Raw genomic sequence first — 21,125 nt, 5'->3', positions numbered from 1 at the left:
GGGCGTGGTGGCGGGCCGGGTCGTAGGCCTCGCCGGCCTGCCAGCAGTGCCAGATCACGTAGAGCCAGGCGCGGGCAAGGATGCGCACGGCGTGCGGATGGTCGTGGCCGCGGGCGCGGGCGCGGTTGTAGAGGTCGGCGGCCCAGGGGTTGGCGTGCCGGGAGTCGGCGGCGAAGTCGCAGACCGCGTCGCGCAGTTGCTTATCGCAGGCCCAGCGGAACCCGACGGCGCGGATCTTGCCGGACTGGCGGGTGGAGGGGGCGGCGCCGGCCAGGCAGGCCAGCGATTCGGGGCTGGGGAAGCGCGCGCGGCAGTCACCGATCTCGGCGAGCATCCGGGCCGCGCGGACTCGTCCCGAGCGGGGCAGGCCAGTGAAGATGTGCTGATCGGCGTGGCGGGCCAGCTGCGCGTCGATCTCGGCGGTGAGGGCCTTGATCTGCTCGAGCAAGCCGAACAGGACGGCGACCAGAGCGCGGGTGATGGCCGCGTTGGCGTCGGCCTCGGCGCCGGTGGCGCCGCGCGGGGCGGCGGTCAGTCGGGCGTGCAGCACGGCGGGGTCGGTACGTCCGGGGTAGCCCTGCTTGGTCAGCCAGGTGCCGAGCCGGGTGGGAGTGAGCCAGTCGGCCTTGTCCTGGGTGTCGAAGCGGGTCAGGAACGCCAGGCTGACCGGGCTGTCGATCTCGGCGAAGAGACCGATAGCGCCGGGGAAGACGTTGCGCAGATGCGCGCGCAGCTGGTTGGCGGCCCCGACCCGGTGGGCGATGAGGTCCTTGCGGGCCCGACAGGTCCGGCGCAGCGCAACGGTGTCGGCCCTGTCGGGGGTCAGCGGGCGCAGTCGGGCCCGGTCGGTGCGCAGCGTGTCGGCGAGCACGTAGGCGTCGAACCGGTCGTCCTTGTTGCCGGCCGATCCGTAGCGGGAACGCAGGTTCTTCACCTGGTTCGGGCTGATCACCACCACCGTCAGCCCGGCGGTGAGCAGGGCGTCGACGACCGGGCCGTCGGGGCGTTCGATCGCGACCTCATGGCAGCCCGCGCGGCTGAAGACGTCGATCAACTCGCGCAGCCCGGCCGCGCTGTGCTCGACACTGTGCCGGACCAGTTCCCGGCCGCGCGCGTCGACCACCGAGGCCGCGTGATCATCACGCGCCCAGTCCAGGCCGCCGGTCACGCCGTTGAGTGCTTCATCGGGCAGGGTGTTGCTGGCAGACTTCACGTCAGCCTCCTCGCTGCTAGTCCCAGTGGGGAGGCGCCCACTTGTGGTGCCGGTGGAGCCGGAACGTGGCTGCCGGTTCGCTCACTGATCGGCGCTCGCTGGCGCTCAGCCCTGTCGACGGTCGGCACGTCCCGGGCAACCGCCTCGCCTCGCAGATCTCATGCTGGACATCAACAGCGTCAAGCGAGCAGGGCGATGACGAGGCGGCACCTCGGGCGCATCACCGACCCAACCAAGATCGGTGACGGAAGGATGGTGCACCAGTGAGCCGCGAAGACGACGCCCGAGCGAGCATCGCAGCGAGCGACGGAGCCGACAGGGAGCGAGCATCGCAGCGAGCGCCAGCGAGCGAGGAGCGGAACGACCGCGGAGGCGACCTGGGACAGAGCGAGCGAGGAGCGGAACGAGGGCGGAGTGGAGCCATGAGCAGGGTCCCGGGGTTCAACACCCGCGCCGTCCACGCCGGGCAGGAGCCCGATCCCGCCACCGGCGCGGTCATCCCGCCGCTGCACCTGACCACCACCTACAAGCAGGACGGCGTCGGCGGCCTGCGCGGCGGCTACGAGTACAGCCGCAGCGGCAACCCGACCCGCGACGCGCTGCAGCAGCAGCTCGCCGCGCTCGAGCAGGGCACCACGGCGCTCAGCTTCGCCTCCGGGCTGGCGGCCGAGGACACCTTGCTGCGCACGCTCTGCCGGCCGGGCGACGAGATCCTCCTGGGCGGCGACGCCTACGGGGGGACGTTCCGGCTCATCTCCCGGGTGCTCGAGCCGTGGGGCGTCGGGTACCGGCCGATCGACCTCGACGACCTCGACGCCGTGCGTGCGGCGGCGGCCCAGCCCTCCACCCGGGTGATCTGGTGCGAGACGCCGACGAACCCGCTGCTGAACATCGCCGACATCGCCGCGCTGGCGCAGATCGCGCACGAGACCGGCACCGTGCTCGTGGTCGACAACACCTTCGCCTCGCCCTACCTGCAGCAGCCGCTGACGCTCGGCGCCGACGTCGTCGTGCACTCGACCACCAAGTACCTGGGTGGTCACTCCGACGTCGTCGGCGGAGCGCTGGTCACCAGCGACGCGCACTGGGCCGAGCGGCTCACCTACAACCAGAACGCCATGGGCGCGGTCAACGGCCCCTTCGACGCCTGGCTGCTGATGCGCGGCATCAAGACCCTCGGCGTGCGGATGGACCGGCACTGCGCCAACGCCGAGCGGATCGCCGCCTTCCTGCTCGACTCCCCCGCCGTCGCCTCGGTGCTGTACCCGGGGCTGCCCGACCACCCGGGACACGACATCGCGGCGCGGCAGATGTCCGGCTTCGGCGGGATGCTCTCGTTCCGGCTGCGGGACGGCGAGGAGGCTGCGCTGCGGGTCTGCGAGCGGACGCGGCTCTTCACGCTGGCGGAGTCGCTGGGCGGCGTGGAATCGCTGATCGAGCACCCGGGCCGGATGACCCACGCCAGCGCCGCCGGCTCGCCGCTGGAGGTGCCCGCCGACCTGGTGCGGCTCTCGGTGGGCATCGAGGACGTGGAAGATCTGATCTCCGATCTCGATCAGGCCCTGGCCACGGTCGGAGGCTCGCCCCGGGCCCGCGAGGGGTGAGCGGACCGTGGTCCTTTCGCTGCCGGCCGACCTGGACCGGGCGCTCGGCTGAGCTCAGGGCACCGGATGGCCGGCGGTCAGCACCGGTGCGAAGTGCTCCACGACCGGGAACGGGTCGTAGAAGTGGTGCAGCAGCTCACGCCACTGCTGGTAGCCGGCCGACCCGCGGAACCCCTCGGTGTGGTCCTCCAGCCGCTCCCACCGGACCAGCAGCAGGTAGACGCTCTCCCGCTCGAGGCACCGAGTCAGTGCGAGCCCGGCGAACCCGGGCACCGTGGAGATGATGCCGGTGGCCGAGCGGAAGGCCCGCTCGAACGCCTGCTCCTGACCGGGTCGCACCGACAGTTCCGCCCGTTCCAGGATCATCTCCGCACCGTACGGGGACACCGCGGGCGCGACATCCCCGGAACCGGCGCACCCGGCGCATGCACCGCGGCCCGACCGGGCAGGTGGATGCCGTGCCTGCGCTCCGGACCAGCATCGTGCTCGCCACCCGGAACCGACGCGCGTCCTTGCTGCGATCGCTCGACCGGCTCGTGCACGCCGACGGGCCTCCGGTCGTCGTCGTCGACAACGGCTCCACCGACGGCACCGCCGCCGCTGTTCGCGACCGGCACCCCGCGGTCGTGGTGGTGGAGCTGCCGACCAACACCGGGGCGGCCGCCCGCACCGTCGGCGTACGACGCGCCGGAACGCCGTACGTCGCCTTCGCCGACGACGACTCGTGGTGGGAACCGGGTGCGCTGGAGCGGGCTGCCGACGTGTTCGACACCCACCCCGGCATCGCGCTGGTCACCGGCCGGGTCCAGCTGGCCGCGGACGGCTCGCTCGACGCCGTGTCACGCAAGCACCGCGCCGCCGTGCTCGGCAGCACACCCGGGAACCCGGGTCCCGACGTCCTGAGCTATCCCGCCTTCGCCACCGTGGTCCGGCGGGACGCCTACCTGTCGGTCGGCGGGTTCTCGACGCTGCTGTTCTTCGGCGGCGAGGAGCACCTGCTCGCGCTCGACCTGGCCGTGGCCGGCTGGCAGCAGGTCTACGCCGACGACGTGGTCGCCTGGCACGACCCCGCCGGCCCCGAGGTCGTCTCTCGCGAACGCTGGGCGCTGCAGACCCGCAACGACCTGCTGGTCGACTGGCTCCGCCGGCCGCTCCCCGTCGCGCTGGCCGCCACGGGGCGGCTGATCCGTCGCGCCGTCAGCGATCCCGCGGCGCGAGCGGCGGTACGGGGCTGGGCCCGCCGGCTCCCGACCGCGCTCCGGCAGCGGCGTCCGGTCCCCGCCGACGTCGAGCGCCGGTTCGCGGCCGCACAGCGGCCGCTCAGCGCCCCAGCTTCCGGGTGAGCCATTCCCGCAGCTCGTCGTTGCCGGCCGCACCGCGCGCCCGGGAGTGCGTCACCGCGCCGGTCAGCTCTCCGCGCAGGCAGCGGTCCAGCGCCGCGTCGAGCGCCTCGGGGGTCACCTCGCCGGCGGCCAGCAGGAGCGGCCAGTCCAGCGCGTGCGCCTGACCGGTGACCTTGGCGCCGCCGTCGATGGGGTCGCAGGCGATGACCGGCCGGCCGTTCTTGAGCCCGAGGACCAGCCCGTGCAGCCGCATGCTCAGCACGACGTCGCACCGCCGGAGCAACGCCTCCACCTGCGCCGGCCGCCGCGGATGCGGCTTGTCGAACAGGTCGGTGTCGACGGCGAACCACGGCAGCGCCCGCGCCGCCAGCCACTCCTCGATCACCCCTCGCACCCGGTCGGCCCGGCTGCGGTCCCCGTACTCGCCCTGCACCGGGGCGAACGCCACCGCCAGGACGGGGGCCTCGGGTTCCGGGCCCTGGACGGCCAGGTCCGGTCGCGTCACCCCGGGGGCGTCCCGCTCCCACACCTCGTCGAACATCGACCGGACGACGTCGTCGACCACCGAGACGTTCACCGCCCAGCGCTGCGCCGACGCGAATGCCGTGATGAGCTCGCCCAGGGGCGGGAGGTTCCCGACCGGGCCGGTGACGAACAGCAGGTGCGTGTAGTCGGCGGGCTCGACATCGCGCCAGTGCACGCCGCGCTCCAGGTAGGGCGCCCAGGCCACGTCGTGGTCGATGCCCAGCTCGGTCAGCCACCCGACGACGACGTCGGCCCCCAGCTCGTCGCCGACGGTGGCGATCACCTCGTCGAAGCTGAACCAACCCGCCACCAGCACGCGCATGATCTCCACCATCGCAGCCGGGCGGGCGCCCGGCACGTGGAGGGAACGAGATCACGCCTCCACCGGTTGTCGGTGCCAGCAGCACCCCGAGCGAGGAGGACCTGTTCCGTGACCACCGAGGACACCCGTGACCTGACCGCGCTGGAGGCCGAGCGCGCCCGCATCCGGGAGGCGTACCTACGCCCGGCCGGGCAGCGGCCGGCGTCAGCCGCCCGGGGGCTGCACCACACCGCGCTGATCAGCAGCGACGTCGAGCGGACGGTGCGCTTCTACCAGGACGTCCTCGGGTTCCCGCTGACCGAGCTGATCGAGAACCGCGACTACCCCGGCTCCTCGCACTTCTTCTTCGACATCGGCAGCAGCAACCTGCTGGCGTTCTTCGACTTCCCCGGACTGGACGTCGGTCCGTACGCCGAGGTGCTGGGCGGCCTGCACCACATAGCGATCAGCGTCGAACCGCAGCGGTGGGAGGCGCTGGTGCAGCGGCTCACCGACGCCGGCGTCGAGCACGAGGTGCACAGCGGCGTCTCGGTCTACTTCCGCGACCCAGACGGCGCCCGCATCGAGCTGATCGCCGACCCGCTGGGCGAGATGTACGGCACCCCGGTCCTCTGAGCACCACGCCGGTCCGTGGCGCCCCTTTCCGGGGCTGCCACGGAGCGGGCGATCAGCGGTCCTGGTCGGCCACCAGGTCGGCGTAGTCGGGATGCCGCTCGATCCAGCCGGCGACGAACGAGCAGCGCGGCACGACCGCCCCGCCGCGCGAGCGCACCTCGTCGAGCGCGGCACGGACCAGGGTGCTGCCCAGCCCGGACTGCCCGGCGTCGGGGTCGACTTCGGTGTGCGTGAACACCAGGGTGTCGCCCCGGCGCTGGTAGGCGGCCACCCCCAGGACGCGCTCGCCGTTCCGGATCTCGAAGCGGTCGGACTCGGGGACATCGGTGACTGTGGTCTCCATGGCAGCGGTCAACCACCCCCCGGGGCCGGCTGTTCCGTCACGAGCCGCAGGGCTCTCGTCGGGCAGGCCCGCACCGCTTCCCGCACGTCGGGCAGGTCGGCGTCCGCCGGGTGCGGGCGCAACAGCCGCACGGTGCCGTCGTCCCCCACCTCGAACACGTCCGGCGCCACCGCCTCGCAGGCCCCCGCCCCCACGCACCGCTCGAAGTCGGCCTCCAGCCGGGTCACGCGTCCGTGAGCCGGGCCGGCAGCCGCTTCAGGCCGTTGACGAACGACGAGCGCAGCCGGTCCGGCGGGCCGGTGACCTGCAGGTCGGGCAGCTGCTCGAACACCTTGGCGAAGGTGACGGCGAGCTCCCGGCGGGCGAGGTGGGCACCGAGGCAGAAGTGCGGCCCCTTGGATCCGAAGCCGACGTGCGGGTTGGGGTCACGGGCCAGTTCCAACCGGTGCGGCTCGGCGAAGACCTCCGGGTCGCGGTTCGCGGCGGCGTAGAACAGCAGGAACTTGTCGCCGGCGGAGAACCGGTAGCCGTTCACCTCGCCGTCCCTGGTGGCGGTGCGGCGCATCCAGGTCACCGGGCTGACCCAGCGCACGATCTCCTCGACCGCGCTGCGGGTGAGCCCGGGATCAGCGACCCAGGCGGTCCGCTGCTCGGGGTGCTCCTGCAGCGCCAGCAGCCCCTGCGAGATGGCGGTGCGGGTGGTCTCGTTGCCGGCGACGAGCAGGAGGATGAAGAAGGAGGCGATCTCCCGGTGGGTGAGCTTCTCGCCCTCCACCTCGGTGGTGACCAGTGCCGTCGTGAGGTCGTCGGTGGGCCGTGCCACCCGCTCGGCGGCCAGCCGCTCCATGAGCCCGGCCAGCTCGATCCCGGCCATGAGGACGCCGGTGAGCGGGTCGTCCTCGTCCTCCACGAGCTCCGGGTCGCCGCCGGAGAGGATCACGTTCGACCTGGCCAGGACCATCGCCCGGTCCTCGTCGGGGACGCCCATCATGTCGCAGATGACCCGCAGCGGGATGGGCGCGGCCAGGTCCGCGACGACGTCGAACGTGCCGTCGCCCTCGGCCGCCCTCCGCCGGACGCCGGCCAGGACGTCGTCGACGATGCCCGCGACCGAGTCGACCACGCGCTCCAGCATCCGCGGGGTGAACGTCTTGGCCACGATGCGCCGGATCTTGGCGTGCCGGGGGTCGTCCATGCTGATCAGCGAGCCGTAGAACTCGTTCAGGTCGGCCGGGACGTCCTGGATGGAGACCGCCCCCTGCCCCGAGCAGAAGACGGCGGGCTGGGAACTGATCGCCTCCAGATCCGCGTACCGGGTGACGGCGTGGTAGCCGGGGCCGCTGGGCAGCGACGGGATCTCCGGCTCCGCGAAGAACGCGAAGGGCCGCTCGCTGCGCAACCGGTCGAAGACGGCGTGCCGCTCGGCCTGCGGGCGCGCCCAGAAGTCCCGGTCGGAGAGGTCGATGCCGAGGTCCGCGGCCCCCGCCCGGCGAGGTGGCGGAACGGCTCCCGGTGCGGCGTCGACGGACACGAGCGTCCTCCCAGAGCAGCGGTCGATGACCGGACGCTAGTGAGAACCGCGGTGACACACAACACACGCCGCGGGCGGACTCCGACGGCCGGACGCATGAAGACCCGGCCACCGTGGTGACCGGGTCTTCGTCGTGGTAGCGGGGACAGGATTCGAACCTGTGACCTCTGGGTTATGAGCCCAGCGAGCTACCGAGCTGCTCCACCCCGCGTCGGTAGGACCACTGTACCCCACCGTCCACGGGTGCCGCAGGCCGCCCCGTCACCGTCAGCTCAGGCCCGGTCCGGGACCACCTCGGCCGTGGCCCTGGACTGCCGGGCGACCGGCTCGGCGGGAGCCGCTACCGCCACCGGCTCGGCGGGAGCCGCTACCGCCACCGGCTCGGCGGCGGCCCCGGTCCCCGGCACCCGCGGCTCCTGGCGCAGGCCCTTGACCAGCGACACGAGCACCAACAGGAGCACGACTGCGAAGGGGAACGCCGCGACGATCGACGCGGTCTGCACCCCACCCAGACCACCGCTGACCAGCAGCACGGCGGCGGAGGCGGAGATGACCAGACCCCAGATCACGGTGACCGACCGTGCCGGGTCCGCCCCGCCCCGGGTGCTGAGCGACCCGAGCACGAAGGTGGCGGAGTCGGCGCTGGTCACGAAGAAGGTGACGATCAGGATCATCGCCCCGATGCCGGCGACCAGGCCCCCGGGCAGCGTGTCGAGCAGGGCGAACAGCTGCGACTCGGTCGGCTGGGAGGCCAGGTCGGCCCCCTCCTGCTGGGCGATGATGCCGGCGCCCCCGAAGACCGAGAACCACAGGCCGCTCACCAGCGTGGGCACGCCCAGGACGCCGATCACGAACTCGCGGATCGTGCGGCCGCGGGAGATGCGGGCGATGAACGTCGCGACGAACGGCGACCAGGAGATCCACCACGCCCAGTAGAAGATGGTCCAGCCGTTGATCCACTCCGAACGCTGCGCGTCGAACGGCCCGGTCTGCAGGCTCATCGTGGGCAGCTCGGTGATGTAGCTGCCCAGCGTCGTGGTGAACGCCCCGACCAGGCGGCCCGACGACGCGGTGAACAGCACGAAGGCGAACAGCGCCACGGCCAGGACGACGTTGGCGGTGGAGAGCCACTTGATGCCTCGCTGGAGCCCCGAGAGCGCGGAGATCAGGAAGAGCACCGTGACGACGGCGATGATGACCAGCTGCGTGCCGGAGCCGATGGTGAACCCGTCGTCGAGCGAGGCGAGACCGCCGTTGACCTGCGCGGCGCCCAGCCCGAGGGACGTGGCGACACCGAACACGGTGGCCACCACGGCGATGGTGTCGACCACGGTGCCGAGGGGGCCGTCGACCCGGTCCCCGAGGATCGGCCGCAGCGCGCCGCTGATGGTGGCCTTCCAGCCGCGGCGGAACCGGGCGTAGGCCAGCGCCAGCGCCAGCACCGCGTAGATGCCCCACGGGTGCAGACCCCAGTGGAAGAACGAGTAGCGCAGCGCGTCTCGCGCCGCCGCCGTCGTCTCGGGCGCGGCCGTGGGCGGCGTCATGAAGTGCGACACCGGCTCGGCGACGCCCCAGAACACCAGGCCGATGCCCATCCCCGCGCTGAAGAGCATCGCGAACCACGCGGTGGTGCTGTACTCCGGCACGTCGTCGTCCCGGCCCAGCCGGACCTTGCCCCACCGAGTCGCCGCCACGACGATCACCGCGATGAGCACGGTCGTCGCCGTCAGCAGGTAGAACCAGCCGAACCGGTCGACGACGAACTCCCGCGTCGCTCCAGCGGCGAAGTTCAGCGATGCCGGTGCGATCGCACCCCACACCACGAAGGGCAGGACGACGGCCAGCGAGGCCCAGAAGACGGCTGATGTTCTTCGCACGAGAGAAAGACTCCTCCACTCGGGGACAGCCGGCACGAGCCGACGGGATGCGGCCGACCGGTGGCCACGGTCGCGCCCGACGTTCCAGTGTGCTGCGTCGCCGCGGTGTCGCGCACGTCGACGGGGCGTGAGTAGTCCCACGATCGGCGCGCCACCCCTCGCAGGCGGTGCGCCGTACCGGTCGTGGATCGTGGGCCGGTGCCATCGTCTCCCTCCGCACCGCAGGACGCCTACCGGGCCTTGGAGCTCGCCCTCCGGGCGGGCGAACTGCTGCTGTCGGCCGGTGCCAGCGCCGCCGAGGTGACGGCCACCTGCTCCGCGGTGGCCCGGGCCGGCGGGCTGCGGCGGGTCGAGTCCGACATCACCTTCACCTCGATCACCGTGTCGGGGCAGCCGGCCGACGACGCCGCGCCGATCAGCGGCCTGCGCCTGGTCCAGCTGCGCGAGCTGGACTACTCCCGCGCGACCGCCGTCCACGACGTCGTCACGGAGCTGACCGAGGGCCGCATCACCGCCCGGGAGGCCGAGCACCGGCTGCTGTCGGTCACGGCGGCCCGGCACCCCTACCGGCGCCCGGTCGTGACCGCGGCGCGCGCCCTGCTCGCCACGGCCGTGGCCCTGCTGCTGGGCGCGGGAGCCGTCGTGACCGCCGCGGCCTTCGGCGCCACCGTGCTGGTCGGTCTGGCCATCGACGCCCTGGGCCGCCGCGGGTTCCCGGCGTTCTTCCAGAACGCCGCGGGGGGGCTGATCGCCATGTCGGTGGCACTGGTGCTCGTCGTTGCCGATCTCGGGGTGCGCCCGCCCCTCGTCGTCGCCGGCGGCATCGTGCTGCTGCTGCCGGGAGTGACGCTGGTCGGCGCGGTGCACGACGCCATCACCGGCTTCTACGTCACCGCGAGCGCCCGGGCGTTCGAGACCTTCCTCCTGACCGCCGGGATCATCAGCGGTGTCGCGATCGCCCTGTCGGTCGGGGTCCGACTCGGGGTCCGGGTGGAGATGTGGGACCCGCCCGTGAGCAGCATCGGCGAGGTGCCGCTGCAGCTGCTCGCCGCCGCCCTGGCCTCGGCGTCCTTCGCGGTGTCCAGCCACGCGCCCCGGCGCACACTGCTCCCCACCGCGGCCGCGGGCGCGCTGGGATGGGGTGTCTTCCTCGGCCTGGACCGGCTGGAGCTCTCCCCCACCCTGGCGTCGGCGAGCGCCGCGGTCGTCATCGGCCTGGGCAGCTACGTCCTTGCCCGGCGGCAGCGGGTGCCCGTCGTCGTGTACGTGGCCGCGGGGATCATCCCGCTGCTCCCCGGGCTGACGATCTACCGCGGGCTGCGCCGGCTGACCGAGGGCGACACCCTGGGCGGGATCACGCTGCTCGGCACGGCGGTCACGGTGGGGTTGGCCCTGGCCGCCGGCGCGCTGCTCGGCGAGTACGTGGGGCAGGCGCTGCGCCGGACCGCCGCGCCCGCGGAACGGCACCTCACCGGTCTGCTGCAGGCCCGTGCCACCCGGCACGGTGACCGCGTCCGCCGTCGGGGCGCGGTCGGCACCACGTTCGTGGACGGGCGGCGGCGCGGACCCGTGTGAACGGTGTGGCGCACTGCCACACCCCCTCCTCGCACGACGCGCGCCTTCCCCGGCCCGCGCTGGGTATCGACTTACAGTCCGGCTCGTGGCTGGAGACATGGCGGCGGGCAGGTTCGTGGGGGACCCGCAGCCGGTGGAGATCCACCACCGGGGCATCTGGTACTCCGGCGAGCTGCTCGGCTGGCGGCACTCGGCCGACGGCCGGGTGGCCGCCCGCGTCCGCTGCACCGTCGACGGACTGCGGCACTCGACGTGGATGGACCTCGCAGAGCTGCGGCTCCCCGACCCGGCACGTCCGCCCCGTCGCGAGCCGTTCCCCGCCGCCCCGGCCCGCCCGCTGGGTGGCGCCCCCGTGTCCGAGGCCGACGAGACCCGCCCGCACGCGCTGCTCGCGGCGATCTCCACCCGGCCGCGCCCACCCGCGCACACGGTGACGCCGCCGGCCGCGCCCGCCGCTCCGGCTTCCGCACCGACGGTTGCGCCACCCGCTGCGCATCGGCATCGGCCGTCGGCACCGGCGCGCCCCCGGCCCACGCCGTACCGCCGCACGTCGCGCCAGGCCGACGAGTGGTCTCGCGACTGGCCGGACAGCCGGTCCCGGGACGAGCGGCTCAGCTCGGTCTGACCGACCACGAGGCCTGGGGAACGACGAAGGCCCGGCCCCTGAGGGGGCCGGGCCTTCGCGGTGGTAGCGGGGACAGGATTCGAACCTGTGACCTCTGGGTTATGAGCCCAGCGAGCTACCGAGCTGCTCCACCCCGCGCTGCAATCACCACCCTACCAGGTGGGGTCGATGGGCGCTCGCCCACCGACCCCACCCGGGGTCACTCGCCGGCCGCCGCCCGCTGGGCCGCCTGGTAGGCGTCGACCGCGACCTGGAGGTCCTCGAGGGCCTGACCCTGGCCGGCGAAGTCACCGCCGCGCTGTGCCTCGGCCAGCGCGGCCAGGGCCGCGTTGATGTTGACCACCGCCTCGGCCAGGTCCGGGTTCACCTGCGTGTCTCCGGGCGGCACCTCGTCGGCGTCCGGCGCCGGGTCCGGATTCGTTCCCGGCTCCGGCACGATCTCCGGCGTGGCGTCCTCGTCGACGGTGTCGGCGATGTCGTCACTGTCGGTGGCCGATTCCCCGGCCCCCGCACCGAAGACCTGGTCGAGCGCTTCGGAGAGCGTGTTGGCGTAGCCGATCCGGTCCCCGAAGTTGACCAGCACCTTCTGCAGCAGCGGGAAGCCACCTTCGCCGGCGCCGCGGACGTACAGCGGTTCGACGTAGAGCAGTCCGGCGTTCCCGATGGGCAGCGTCAGCAGGTTGCCGAACACCGCGTCGGAGTTGTCGCTGTCGAACAGCGTCAGGTCGGGCCGGACCTGGTTGTTGGTCAGGAACGCGTTCTGCACCTGTACCGGGCCACGGAACGGGGTGTTGCCCGGCAGCCGCAGCACCTGGATCTCCCCGTAGGTCTCCGGCGCACTGGAGGCGGAGATGAACGCCGACAGGTTGTCCCGCTGGAAGGCGTTGAGCGCGCTGGTCAGCTGGAAGCTCGCCTCGTCGTCGCCCGGTCGCTGGGCCAGGATGTAGTAGGGCGGCTGGTCCTGGTTGGTGTCGCGCGTCGGGTCGTCGGGGATCTGCCAGCGGTCGCTCTGCTCGTAGAAGTCGGCCGGGTCGTCCACGTGGTACCGGGTCAGGATCTCCCGCTGGACCTTGAACAGGTCCTGCGGGTAGCGCACGTGGCTCACCAGCTCCTCGCTCATGTCGTTGCGCGGCTGGACGGCACCCGGGAATGCCTTCATGAAGGTCTGGAGGACCGGGTCCTCGGGCTGCCAGGCGTACAGCGTGACGGTGCCGTCGTAGGCGTCCACCGTGGCCTTGACCGAGTTGCGGATGTAGTTGAAGGTCTCGTTCGGCAGCGCCGTCGTCCCCGTGCCGGTCAGCGCGTCGGCCGCCACCTCGCCCAGCTGCATCTGCTCGGCGTAGGGGTAGTACGCCGAGGTCGTGTAACCGTCGAGGATCCACGTGATCCGGCCGTCGATGACCGCCGGGTACGGGTCACCGTCCACCTCCAGGAACGGCGCCGCCTTCTCCACCCGGTCGCGCGGGTCGCGGACGTGGAGGACCTTCGAGGCGTCGTTCACCGCACCGGACAGCAGGAAGTTGCGCTCCCGGTAGTAGATGGCGAACGTGAGCTGCCGGAAGAAGCTGCCGATCGAGATGCCACCCTCGCCGTCGTAGGTGTTGTTGATCTCCTCCTGCTCGGATCCACCCTCCGGCTGGTCGAACTCGCGCGGCGTGGCCCCCGCCGGCGCACCGACGACGGAGTAGTCGTCGATCAACTCGCCGTAGTAGATGCGCGGCTGGTCGATGTCGATGGTGCCGACCGGCGGCAGGTCGCGGGTCGTGAAGTTCGGTTCACCGCCCTCCTGCCCCGCGACGACCTCGTTGGCCGGGGCGGCGACGAAGCCGTTCCCGTGGGTGTAGACGGTGTGCCGGTTGATCCAGGTGTCCTGGTTCTCGCTCAGGCCTGCGCTGTCGAGCTCGCGCGCCGCCACGACGTAGTCGCGCCGCTCCCCGCCGATCTCGTAACGGTCGATGTCCAGCTTCTCCGGGAAGCCGTAGACGTTCCGGATCTGCTGGCGCGCCGTGAACGTGTCGGACAGGACGTTGGGGTCCAGCAGACGCGCGTTCGGGATCGTCTCCGTGTCGTTGCGCAGCTCCGCCAGCACCGCCCCTGCGTCGGCGTCCCCGGCGGTGTCCTGCGCGTAGTCGACGTAGTCGATCTCGTCGAGGTCGTAGGCCTGGAGGGTCGACGCGATGGCCCGCTGGATGTACGGCGCTTCCTTCTCGTTGGCGCTGGGCTTCACCACGAACTGCTGCACGATCGCCGGGTAGGCGACGCCGATGACCAGGCTGGAGACCAGCAGCAGGACCAGGGCCGCGGCGGGCAGCAGGAAGTTGCGGACGACGATGTTGGCGAAGAACGCCACGGCGCAGACCGCCGCCACGACGACCAGGATCGTCTTCGGCACGAGCAGCGCGTTGACGTCGGTGTAGCTGGCGCCGGTGAACACGTCACCGCGGTCGGAGTAGACCAGCCCGTAGCGGTCCAGCCAGTAGGCGACGGCCTTCAGGGCCAGGAAGAGACCGAGCAGGACCGACAGCTGCACCCGTGCGGCAGCGCTCAGCTTCTGGCCGGGCGTCTGCAGGCGCAGCCCGCCGAAGACGTAGTGGGTGAGCAGCGACCCGATCAGGGCCAGGATCACGATGGCGAACCCGAACCCGAGCAGCAGCCGGTAGAAGGGGTAGTGGAAGACGAAGAACGACAGGTCGACGCCGAACTGCGGGTCCGTCTGGCCGAAATCGGTGCTGTTCCGGAACGACAGCCACGTCTCCCAGTTGGCCTGCGCGGTGAAGCCGGCGAACAAGCCGAGCACGACCGCCACCCCGGTCAGCACGAGCGCGCGGCGCGGTTCCAGCGACTGCCGGTAGCGCTCGAGGTTCTGCTGCTCGAGCGACATCGGGCGGAACGTGGGACGGAACCGGTAGGCCAGGTACATGGCCAGCGCGGTCAACCCACCGGTCGCCGCGGCGGCGACGGCGAAGAGCAGCGCACGCGTCTGGAGCTCGGTCCAGAAGACCTCGGTGAAACCGGTCTCCTCGAACCAGAGGAAGTCGACGTAGACGTTGGTGAGCGTCCCGACGACGGTGAACAGCACCAGCAGCACGGCGATGGCGCCGATGACCAGCTTCGCGCGCCGCGACAGGGTCGGTACCGGCACGGGGGGCCGCATGGCCACGAGCGGGCTCCTTCAGTTGCAGGCGTGGCCGCAGGGGCCACGGGACGACCGGCCGTGGGGGCCGGGTGGTACGGGATGGTGCGGTTCCGGGGCGATCCCCGCCTCATGGACAACGCACCGGACGGCGCGGGGTTCCCGGCGGACGGTTGCGCCGGTCAGGGTGTCAGCAGCTCTCCGGGGTGCGGCCGGCCCGCAGGTCGGCGAGGGCCTCCAGGGCGTCGTCCAGAGTGGCCACCCGCGCCATCGGGACGCCGGCGTCGGGGCCGGCGACCGCCTCGGCGCAGTTGTCCGCCGGCACCAGGAACAGCTCGGCCCCGATGTCGCGCGCGGCGAGCATCTTCAGCGGGATGCCACCGATCGGCCCCACGTTCCCCTCGAGGTCGATGGTGCCGGTGCCGGCCACCACCGCCCCGCCGGTCAGGTCCTCCTCCCCTACGAGGTCGAGGATCCCGAGCGTCAGCATGAGACCGGCCGACGGCCCGCCCACGTCGGCCACCTGGATGTCCACGTCGAACGGTGCCGCCGGCTGGTCCAGCACGGTGATGCCCAGCAGCGAGCCCTCCCGGTCCTCGGCGGCCTGGGTGGTCACCGTGGTCGTGCCCGGCTCCCCCAGCCGCGTGTATCCCACGGTCACCGTGCTGCCCGCCGGGATGTCGGCCAGCACGTCGGCCAGCTCGTCCGAGTCGGGCACCGGGCGCCCGTCGATCGACTCGAGCGCGTCGCCCTCCTCCAGCCGGCCCTGGGCCGGGGACTCTTCGACGACGCCCCGGACGACGACCTTCTCCGGATAGCCCAGCTCGCCCAGCGCGACGCTCTCGGCGGCCTGCTCGGAGGTGAGGAACGCCTGCCGGTTCACCTGCCGGGTCTCCTCCTCGCTCCGGTCCGGCGGGTACACCGCCTCCTCCGGGACGACGCTGACCTCGTCGTCGAACCAGCCGCGGACCGCCTGGACCAGACTCAACCCGCCCGAGCTGACGCCGACCGTGGTGAGGGTGAGCTCGCCCGCCACGTCGTCGCGCTCCCGGCCCTGCACCTCGATGATCGGCTCGCCGTCGACCTCCCCGAGCGTGTCGAAGGTGGGGCCGGGCACCTGCGCCACGTACGGCACCGGCACGCTCGTGCCGAGCACGCCGAACAGCAGCAGCAGCACGGCGCCCACGCTGAGGACGGCGATCCGACGGGTCACGAGGGGCGAGCCTAGAACGCCCCGCTGGACGACGCTGCCGGCCGCGGACGTCTGGCTCCGGCCAGAGGCTCGCCGCGAGCGTGCGAGCGGGTGAGGAGGCCGGGGTCCTCCAGCCGTCTACCGTGGACGCATGAGTGACGTGCCGTTCGGCTTCGGCCCTCCCGACCGCGACCCCGAGCGCCGGGAACCCGGCCGCGGAGACCAGGGCGGCGGTGACCCGTTCGGCCTGGGAGCGCTCTTCGGGGGCCTCGCGGGAGGCGGCTCACCGGAGGACGTGCTCGGCAAGATGCCGCTGTTCGCCGAACTGCAGAAGCTGATGAACTGGTCGGGCGGCCCGGTGAACTGGGACCTCGCCCGGCAGAGCGCGATCAGCCAACTGGCGGCCGGGCACCAGCCCTCGTCGGAGGCGGAGCGAACGGGTGCGGCCGAGGCGCTGCGGCTGGCCGACCTCTGGCTGGACCAGGTCACCGAGCTGCCGTCGGGCATCGAGCGCACCGCCGCCTGGTCACGGGTGGAGTGGGTCGAGCAGACCCAGCCGGCCTGGGCCGCGTTGATCGATCCGCTCGCCGAGCGGGTGGTGGCGGCGATGACCAGCGCCCTCCCCCAGGAGGCGGCCATGTCGTTCGGGCCGATCGCCGGGATCATGGGCCGGATGGGTGGCGTGATGTTCGGTGCCCAGGTCGGGCAGGCGCTGGGCAAGCTCGCCGAGGAGGTGCTCACGAGCACCGACGTCGGACTACCCCTGGCGCCGGCCGGCACCGGGGTGCTGGTGCCGCAGAACCTGGCGGCGTTCGCCGAGGGGCTCGACCGCCCTGCCGACGAGGTCCGGCTGTTCGTGGCGCTGCGGGAGGCCGCCTCGCAGCGGCTGTTCGCGCACGTCCCGTGGCTGCACCAGCAGCTCCAGGACGCGGTGCACGCCTACGCCCGGGGCATCACCATCGACCGCGAGGCGATCGAGCGCGGCATCAACGAGGCGATGTCGGGCGGCATGGGCGCGGGCCTGGACCCCAGCGATCCGGAGAGCATCCAGCGTCTGCTGGGCAGCGGGGTGCTGGAGCCGGAGGAGACGCCCGAGCAGCAGATGGCGCTGCGCCGGCTGGAGACGCTGCTGGCGCTCGTCGAGGGCTGGGTGGACACCGTCGTCGCGGCGGCCGCCGCCGACCGGCTCCCCGGCCACGCCGCGCTGGCCGAGACGATGCGCCGCCGCCGGGCCTCGGGCGGCCCGGCGGAGCAGACCTTCGCCACGCTCGTCGGCCTCCAGCTGCGCCCCCGCCGGCTGCGCGACGCCGCGACCGTCTGGGGCGCGATGGGCCAGCAGCACGGCAGCACCGACCGGGACCGCCTGTGGTCGCACCCCGATCTCCTGCCGACCTCGGAGGACCTGGACGAGCCGCTGGACTTCGTCGCCCGCCAGGGCCTCGACGACGAACTGGCCGCGCTGACCGCCGACGACGCCGACCGCCCGGCGCAGCAGGACCCACCGGCCGACGACGAGCCCGGCGAGGAGCCGGGCAGCGCCCCTGGATGAGCTGTTCCAAGGGGTCGGTGGTCGTAGGCGGTGAGGCAGCGGGCAGCGGGGGCGCCGATGCGGTCGTCGTGCCAGATGGCGGCGGTGTGCGCCAGGACGCGTTGCAGGACGCGGACCCAGACTCCGCCGGGTGTGTCCGCCGTGTCGTCCGAGGTCGAATTGGCCTGTGAAGGTGTCGTTGATCGACTCGATGACCTGGCGGAGCGGTGTGAAGAACCGGGTTCCCGGGCGTGGGGGTTCGACCTTGCGGGCCTGGCGCAGCAGGTTCAGCCCAGCCGCGGCCAGGGTGGTCTCGAACTCGCGGCCGTAGTAGTTCTCGTCCGCGATCACCGTCTGCCCGACCCGTTCGGCGGTCAGCGCCGGCTCGGTGTCGAGGATGTCGAGCAGCACCTCGCGTTCTCCGGCCTTGGCGCCGGTCAGCGCGAAGCCGACCGGCACCCGTGCAGGGTGCACAGCAGGTGCAGCCGCAGCCCCCAGAAGTAGCGGGAGTGGCTGGCGCAGTAGGCGTACTCGGCCCAGCCGGCCAGGTCCGAGCGGCGGACGGTCTCCCGGGAGCGGGCGCACTCCACCGGCGTGGAGTCGAGAACCCACACGTCGTCGGTGACCAGGCTGGTGTCTCGGTCGAGCACCGTAATCAGCCAGGCGATCGTGTCGCCCAGGCGGCGCAGCCGCTTGTTGTAGCCGGGCTGGCCGGGCAGGTAGGGGAACAGGTATCGCCGACCGACGTGGCGGACCCTGTGACGAATCGGTGACAGCAGCGACACAGTCGGTTTGTCCATCGGCCGGCGGGAGAAAGTGAGTCCAGTCGTACTCGCCTTCCAAGGAGGTTCCCCCATGGTCTCGCGCCCCCTGTCCGGAATCGTGCTCGCCGCCACGCTGACGTTCGGTCTCGTGGCTTGCGGCGGTGAAGAGGTCGCCGAACCCGACGTCGCCGCCCCGGTCGAGACCGATCCCGCCGACATCGACCCCGACGCCCCCGAAACCGATGCCGGCGACACCGGTGCGGCGACGAGCCCGACGGAGAGCCCCACGGCGAGCCCGACGGAGACCGGCGGCGCCGCAGGCGCGGCCGGCGAGCCGATCGAGATCATCGAGACGTCGTACGACATCGCTCTCGCGGAGATGGCAGGGGATGAGGAGCCGCTGACCGTCATGGTCCCGAGCCCGGGCACCTACACGTTCCGGGTCACGAACGATTCCGACATCGTGCACTCGCTGGAGGTCGAGGGCAACGGCGTCGAGGCGGTGACGGGCGACATCGCACCGGGAGCGACCGCGACGCTGGAGGTCATGTTGCCGACGGCGGGCGAGTACGACCTGTACTGCCCGATCGGGAACCACAAGGAACTCGGGATGGACGGCTCGGTCCAGGTCGGCGGCTGAGCGGAGTGTCCCGCCGTCTCGTCGTGTCCGCGGTTGCCGCTGCGACCCTCGCGCTCGCGGCCTGCGGTGACGCAGGCCCGGCCACGAGCGGAAGCCCGTCGCGCCCCGGCCCGGCGGCCGGTGGCACCGAGGGGCAGGACGCCGCCGCACCTGCACCTCTGGCCGACCCGGCTGTCGCTCTGCAGAGCATCGCCGACGGGCTGACCTCGCCCGTCGCGATGGCGGAGGCGCCCGACGGCAGCGGCCGGCTGTTCGTGGTCGATCAGATCGGCCTGGTGCGGGTCATCACTCCCGAGGGGGAACTCCTGGACGACCCGTTCCTCGACATTCGCGACCAGGTCGTGCCGCTGGACGAGTCCTACGACGAGCGCGGACTCCTCGGACTCGCGTTCCACCCCGAGTACGCCGAGAACGGGCGCTTCTTCGTGTACTACAGCGCGCCACTGCGCCCGGGCGCACCCCAGGAATGGAACAACACGAGCCACCTGTCGGAGTACCGGGTGACCTCCGACCCGCTGCTCGCCGACCCGGCGTCGGAACGAGTGCTGATGCGGATCGACGAGCCGCAGGCCAACCATGCCGGCGGAACAGTGGCGTTCGGGCCCGACGGTTACCTCTACCTCTCCCTCGGCGACGGTGGTGGCGCCGGTGACGTCGGCGTCGGTCACCCGATCCCGGGCAACGGCCAGGACCCGGGCACGATCCTCGGCAGCATCCTGCGGATCGACGTGGACTCCGGCGATCCCTACGGCATCCCCGAGGACAACCCGTTCGCGACCGGCTCGGGCGAGGAGGAGGTCTACGCCTACGGCTTCCGCAACCCCTACCGCTTCTCCTTCGACCTGGAAGGGGAGAACCGGCTGTTCGTCGGCGACGCCGGGCAGAACCTCTTCGAGGAGGTCTCGATCGTCGAGCGCGGCGGCAACTACGGCTGGCGGATCAAGGAGGGGACGCACTGCTTCGATGTGGACAATGCCGACCAGGTGGAGGAGAACTGCGCCGACGTCGGGCCGGACGGGCGCCCACTGATCCCGCCCGTCATCGAGTACTCCCACGACGAGGTCGGGCTGGTGGTCGTCGGCGGATACGTCTACCGGGGTGAGGCGATGCCCGAGCTCGAAGGCGTCTACGTCTTCGGGGACTGGTCGGAGACCTACGAGCGGCCGAGCGGGACGATCCTCGCCGCCGTCCCGGCGGAGGGTGACGGATTGTGGCCATGGGAACCGGTTCGCATCGCCAGCTCGCCCGACGGCGAGCTGGGGCGCTTCCTGCAGGGATTCGGCCAGGACGCCGATGGCGAGATGTACGTGCTCGTCAAGGACCGGGCCGGTCCGGTCGGCGACACGGGAGAGGTACTGAAGCTGGTACCGCCGGACGGCTCGTCGTAGCTCTCGCCGCTCCGCGGCACGAGTGTGGGCGGCGTTGATCGACTCGATGACCTAGTCGTCGAGGTCGGGTGTGCCGTCCTGGCCGGCCGCGCCGGCCGTGGCGGTGAGCTCGACCCCTTCGAGGAAGCCGCGCGCCCGTTCGGCACGCGGATAACGGGCGACCAGCGCCCAGAAGCGGTCGTCGTGGCCGGGCTCGAGCAGGTGGACGAGCTCGTGCACCAGCACGTAGTCGACGACGTACTCCGGCATCGAACGCAGCCGGCTCGACAGCCGGATGGCGCGGTCGGCCGGCGTGCACGATCCCCAGCGCCGGTGCTGGTTGTCCACCCAGCGCACGCTCGTCGGCTCCGCGAGCCCGTCCAGGTGGGCGGTCGACAGCGCGCGGGCGCGGGCCAGGAGTTCCACGTCGCCGCCCAGCGACCGTTTCCGGCGCTCCTCGCGGACCTGCAGCTTCGCCACCATCTGGGCGACCCAGCGCTGCTCCTCGGCCGGGCTGAACGCCGCCGGGATGAGGACCACGGTGCGACCCATCTCGCGGTAGGCCGTCACCGTGCGTCGCCGGCGCGTGCTGCGCCTGACCTCCACGAGGTCGTCGTCCGCCGGCTCGGGCAGGGCGGCGGCGTCGCGAGTGGTTCCGGGCACGGAGGAACCGTAGGACACCGTTCGGCCGTGGCGCCTGCGCAGGGACACCCTCTCGGGTGCAGGTCGCACGGACGGTGGACATGGCCACCGCTCCAGCCGGTGACGAGATGCCGGCCGGTGGGCGGTCCACACCCGGCCGGGGACATCCGTGCAGGTCGTGGCCGCGCCGGCCATTGCAGCCGGTACCCGTTTCCCGCGCCGTCCCCCGGTTCCGCACAGCGACACGCCTGCTCGTCCCCATCGCCTCCACAGGTCTGTCCACAGC

18 protein-coding genes, 2 tRNA genes and 1 pseudogene are annotated in these 21,125 nt (G+C 72.4%); 8 read left to right on the top strand and 13 right to left on the bottom strand.

Annotated elements, in window-relative coordinates; translation table 11 throughout:
• The coding region (locus QOZ86_RS20055) for an IS110 family RNA-guided transposase (RefSeq protein ID WP_284493740.1) at positions 1-1,213 on the bottom strand (1,213 nt) is incomplete at its 3' end.
• Positions 1,214-1,635: 422 nt separating this feature from the next.
• On the opposite strand from QOZ86_RS20055, the gene QOZ86_RS20050 reads away from it, so the two are divergent.
• Positions 1,636-2,817, top strand: coding sequence for a cystathionine gamma-synthase (locus QOZ86_RS20050; protein WP_284493739.1), 1,182 nt, complete (start codon positions 1,636-1,638; stop codon positions 2,815-2,817).
• Between the two features lie 54 nt (positions 2,818-2,871).
• On the opposite strand, the gene QOZ86_RS20045 is transcribed toward QOZ86_RS20050, so the two are convergent.
• Positions 2,872-3,183: an antibiotic biosynthesis monooxygenase family protein gene (locus QOZ86_RS20045; protein WP_284493738.1), complete on the bottom strand. Its 312-nt coding sequence runs from the start codon at positions 3,181-3,183 to the stop codon at positions 2,872-2,874.
• Positions 3,184-3,275: 92 nt separating this feature from the next.
• Between QOZ86_RS20045 and QOZ86_RS20040 the strand changes: the two genes are divergently transcribed.
• The gene (locus QOZ86_RS20040) at positions 3,276-4,160 is read left to right on the top strand and encodes a glycosyltransferase family 2 protein (RefSeq protein ID WP_284493737.1); all 885 of its coding nucleotides are present in this window, start codon (positions 3,276-3,278) and stop codon (positions 4,158-4,160) included.
• On the opposite strand, the gene QOZ86_RS20035 is transcribed toward QOZ86_RS20040, so the two are convergent.
• Complete coding sequence (locus QOZ86_RS20035) at positions 4,138-5,007, bottom strand: polysaccharide pyruvyl transferase family protein (protein WP_284493736.1); 870 nt, start codon at positions 5,005-5,007, stop codon at positions 4,138-4,140. The two genes, QOZ86_RS20040 and QOZ86_RS20035, sit on opposite strands and share 23 nt — an antisense overlap.
• Before the next feature lie 108 nt (positions 5,008-5,115).
• Between QOZ86_RS20035 and QOZ86_RS20030 the strand changes: the two genes are divergently transcribed.
• Entirely contained in the window at positions 5,116-5,622 is a 507-nt protein-coding gene (locus QOZ86_RS20030; protein ID WP_284493735.1) for a VOC family protein, read from the top strand.
• A gap of 52 nt (positions 5,623-5,674) precedes the next feature.
• Here QOZ86_RS20030 and QOZ86_RS20025 read toward each other — a convergent pair whose 3' ends face one another.
• From QOZ86_RS20025 to QOZ86_RS20005, 5 genes are all read right to left on the bottom strand, one after another.
• Positions 5,675-5,965, bottom strand: coding sequence for a GNAT family N-acetyltransferase (locus QOZ86_RS20025; protein WP_284493734.1), 291 nt, complete (start codon positions 5,963-5,965; stop codon positions 5,675-5,677).
• A gap of 8 nt (positions 5,966-5,973) precedes the next feature.
• Complete coding sequence (locus QOZ86_RS20020) at positions 5,974-6,192, bottom strand: ferredoxin (protein ID WP_284493733.1); 219 nt, start codon at positions 6,190-6,192, stop codon at positions 5,974-5,976.
• A complete protein-coding gene (locus tag QOZ86_RS20015) occupies positions 6,189-7,496 on the bottom strand; it encodes a cytochrome P450 (protein ID WP_284493732.1) in 1,308 nt (435 codons plus the stop codon). The genes QOZ86_RS20020 and QOZ86_RS20015 overlap by 4 nt, the downstream gene beginning before the upstream one ends.
• A gap of 134 nt (positions 7,497-7,630) precedes the next feature.
• Positions 7,631-7,707 (bottom strand) — tRNA-Met (locus tag QOZ86_RS20010).
• A 61-nt stretch (positions 7,708-7,768) separates the two neighbouring features.
• A complete protein-coding gene (locus QOZ86_RS20005) occupies positions 7,769-9,373 on the bottom strand; it encodes a BCCT family transporter (RefSeq protein WP_284493731.1) in 1,605 nt (534 codons plus the stop codon).
• A gap of 198 nt (positions 9,374-9,571) precedes the next feature.
• On the opposite strand from QOZ86_RS20005, the gene QOZ86_RS20000 reads away from it, so the two are divergent.
• Positions 9,572-10,948, top strand: a complete 1,377-nt coding sequence (locus QOZ86_RS20000) for a threonine/serine exporter family protein (RefSeq protein ID WP_284493730.1) — start codon at positions 9,572-9,574, stop codon at positions 10,946-10,948.
• An 85-nt stretch (positions 10,949-11,033) separates the two neighbouring features.
• Entirely contained in the window at positions 11,034-11,573 is a 540-nt protein-coding gene (locus QOZ86_RS19995) for a hypothetical protein (protein WP_284493729.1), read from the top strand.
• Between the two features lie 61 nt (positions 11,574-11,634).
• Here the strand turns inward: QOZ86_RS19995 and QOZ86_RS19990 are convergent.
• The 3 genes from QOZ86_RS19990 to QOZ86_RS19980 all read right to left on the bottom strand — a co-directional run bounded on the left by QOZ86_RS19990 (position 11,635) and on the right by QOZ86_RS19980 (position 15,919).
• Positions 11,635-11,711, bottom strand: a tRNA-Met gene (locus tag QOZ86_RS19990).
• 61 nt (positions 11,712-11,772) lie between these two features.
• Complete coding sequence (locus tag QOZ86_RS19985) at positions 11,773-14,727, bottom strand: UPF0182 family membrane protein (protein WP_284493741.1); 2,955 nt, start codon at positions 14,725-14,727, stop codon at positions 11,773-11,775.
• Between the two features lie 169 nt (positions 14,728-14,896).
• On the bottom strand, positions 14,897-15,919 hold the full coding sequence (locus QOZ86_RS19980) for a YlbL family protein (RefSeq protein WP_284493728.1): 1,023 nt from the start codon (positions 15,917-15,919) through the stop codon (positions 14,897-14,899).
• 130 nt (positions 15,920-16,049) lie between these two features.
• Here QOZ86_RS19980 and QOZ86_RS19975 point away from each other — a divergent pair, with 130 nt between their 5' ends.
• Positions 16,050-17,447: a zinc-dependent metalloprotease gene (locus QOZ86_RS19975; RefSeq protein WP_284493727.1), complete on the top strand. Its 1,398-nt coding sequence runs from the start codon at positions 16,050-16,052 to the stop codon at positions 17,445-17,447.
• A gap of 17 nt (positions 17,448-17,464) precedes the next feature.
• On the opposite strand, the pseudogene QOZ86_RS21305 reads toward QOZ86_RS19975, so the two are convergent.
• Positions 17,465-18,166: pseudogene (locus tag QOZ86_RS21305) on the bottom strand (IS982 family transposase); the annotation flags it as partial.
• 115 nt (positions 18,167-18,281) lie between these two features.
• On the opposite strand from QOZ86_RS21305, the gene QOZ86_RS19965 reads away from it, so the two are divergent.
• Positions 18,282-18,830 carry a hypothetical protein gene (locus QOZ86_RS19965; RefSeq protein ID WP_284493725.1) on the top strand — a complete coding sequence of 183 codons (549 nt, stop codon included), beginning with the start codon at positions 18,282-18,284 and terminating at the stop codon, positions 18,828-18,830.
• A gap of 23 nt (positions 18,831-18,853) precedes the next feature.
• Positions 18,854-20,218: a PQQ-dependent sugar dehydrogenase gene (locus QOZ86_RS19960; RefSeq protein ID WP_284493724.1), complete on the top strand. Its 1,365-nt coding sequence runs from the start codon at positions 18,854-18,856 to the stop codon at positions 20,216-20,218.
• A gap of 51 nt (positions 20,219-20,269) precedes the next feature.
• Here QOZ86_RS19960 and QOZ86_RS19955 read toward each other — a convergent pair whose 3' ends face one another.
• Positions 20,270-20,860: a M48 metallopeptidase family protein gene (locus QOZ86_RS19955; RefSeq protein WP_284493723.1), complete on the bottom strand. Its 591-nt coding sequence runs from the start codon at positions 20,858-20,860 to the stop codon at positions 20,270-20,272.
• Positions 20,861-21,125 lie beyond the last annotated feature (265 nt).

This window comes from Blastococcus capsensis (assembly GCF_030165005.1).
Classification (GTDB): Bacteria; Actinomycetota; Actinomycetes; order Mycobacteriales; family Geodermatophilaceae; genus Blastococcus; species Blastococcus capsensis.
Note: the sequence above shows the minus strand (reverse complement) of the source record. Positions and strands in the feature narration are given on the sequence as shown.

Bases quoted from the DNA above. Each gene is read 5' to 3' on its own strand.
- QOZ86_RS20035 (WP_284493736.1), bottom strand. From the start codon at position 5,007: ATGCGCGTGCTGGTGGCGGGTTGGTTCAGCTTCGACGAGGTGATCGCC.
- QOZ86_RS19975 (WP_284493727.1), top strand. From the start codon at position 16,050: ATGAGTGACGTGCCGTTCGGCTTCGGCCCTCCCGACCGCGACCCCGAG.
- QOZ86_RS20025 (WP_284493734.1), bottom strand. From the start codon at position 5,965: ATGGAGACCACAGTCACCGATGTCCCCGAGTCCGACCGCTTCGAGATC.
- QOZ86_RS19965 (WP_284493725.1), top strand. From the start codon at position 18,282: ATGGTCTCGCGCCCCCTGTCCGGAATCGTGCTCGCCGCCACGCTGACG.
- QOZ86_RS20045 (WP_284493738.1), bottom strand. From the start codon at position 3,183: ATGATCCTGGAACGGGCGGAACTGTCGGTGCGACCCGGTCAGGAGCAG.
- QOZ86_RS20050 (WP_284493739.1), top strand. From the start codon at position 1,636: ATGAGCAGGGTCCCGGGGTTCAACACCCGCGCCGTCCACGCCGGGCAG.
- QOZ86_RS19985 (WP_284493741.1), bottom strand. From the start codon at position 14,727: ATGCGGCCCCCCGTGCCGGTACCGACCCTGTCGCGGCGCGCGAAGCTG.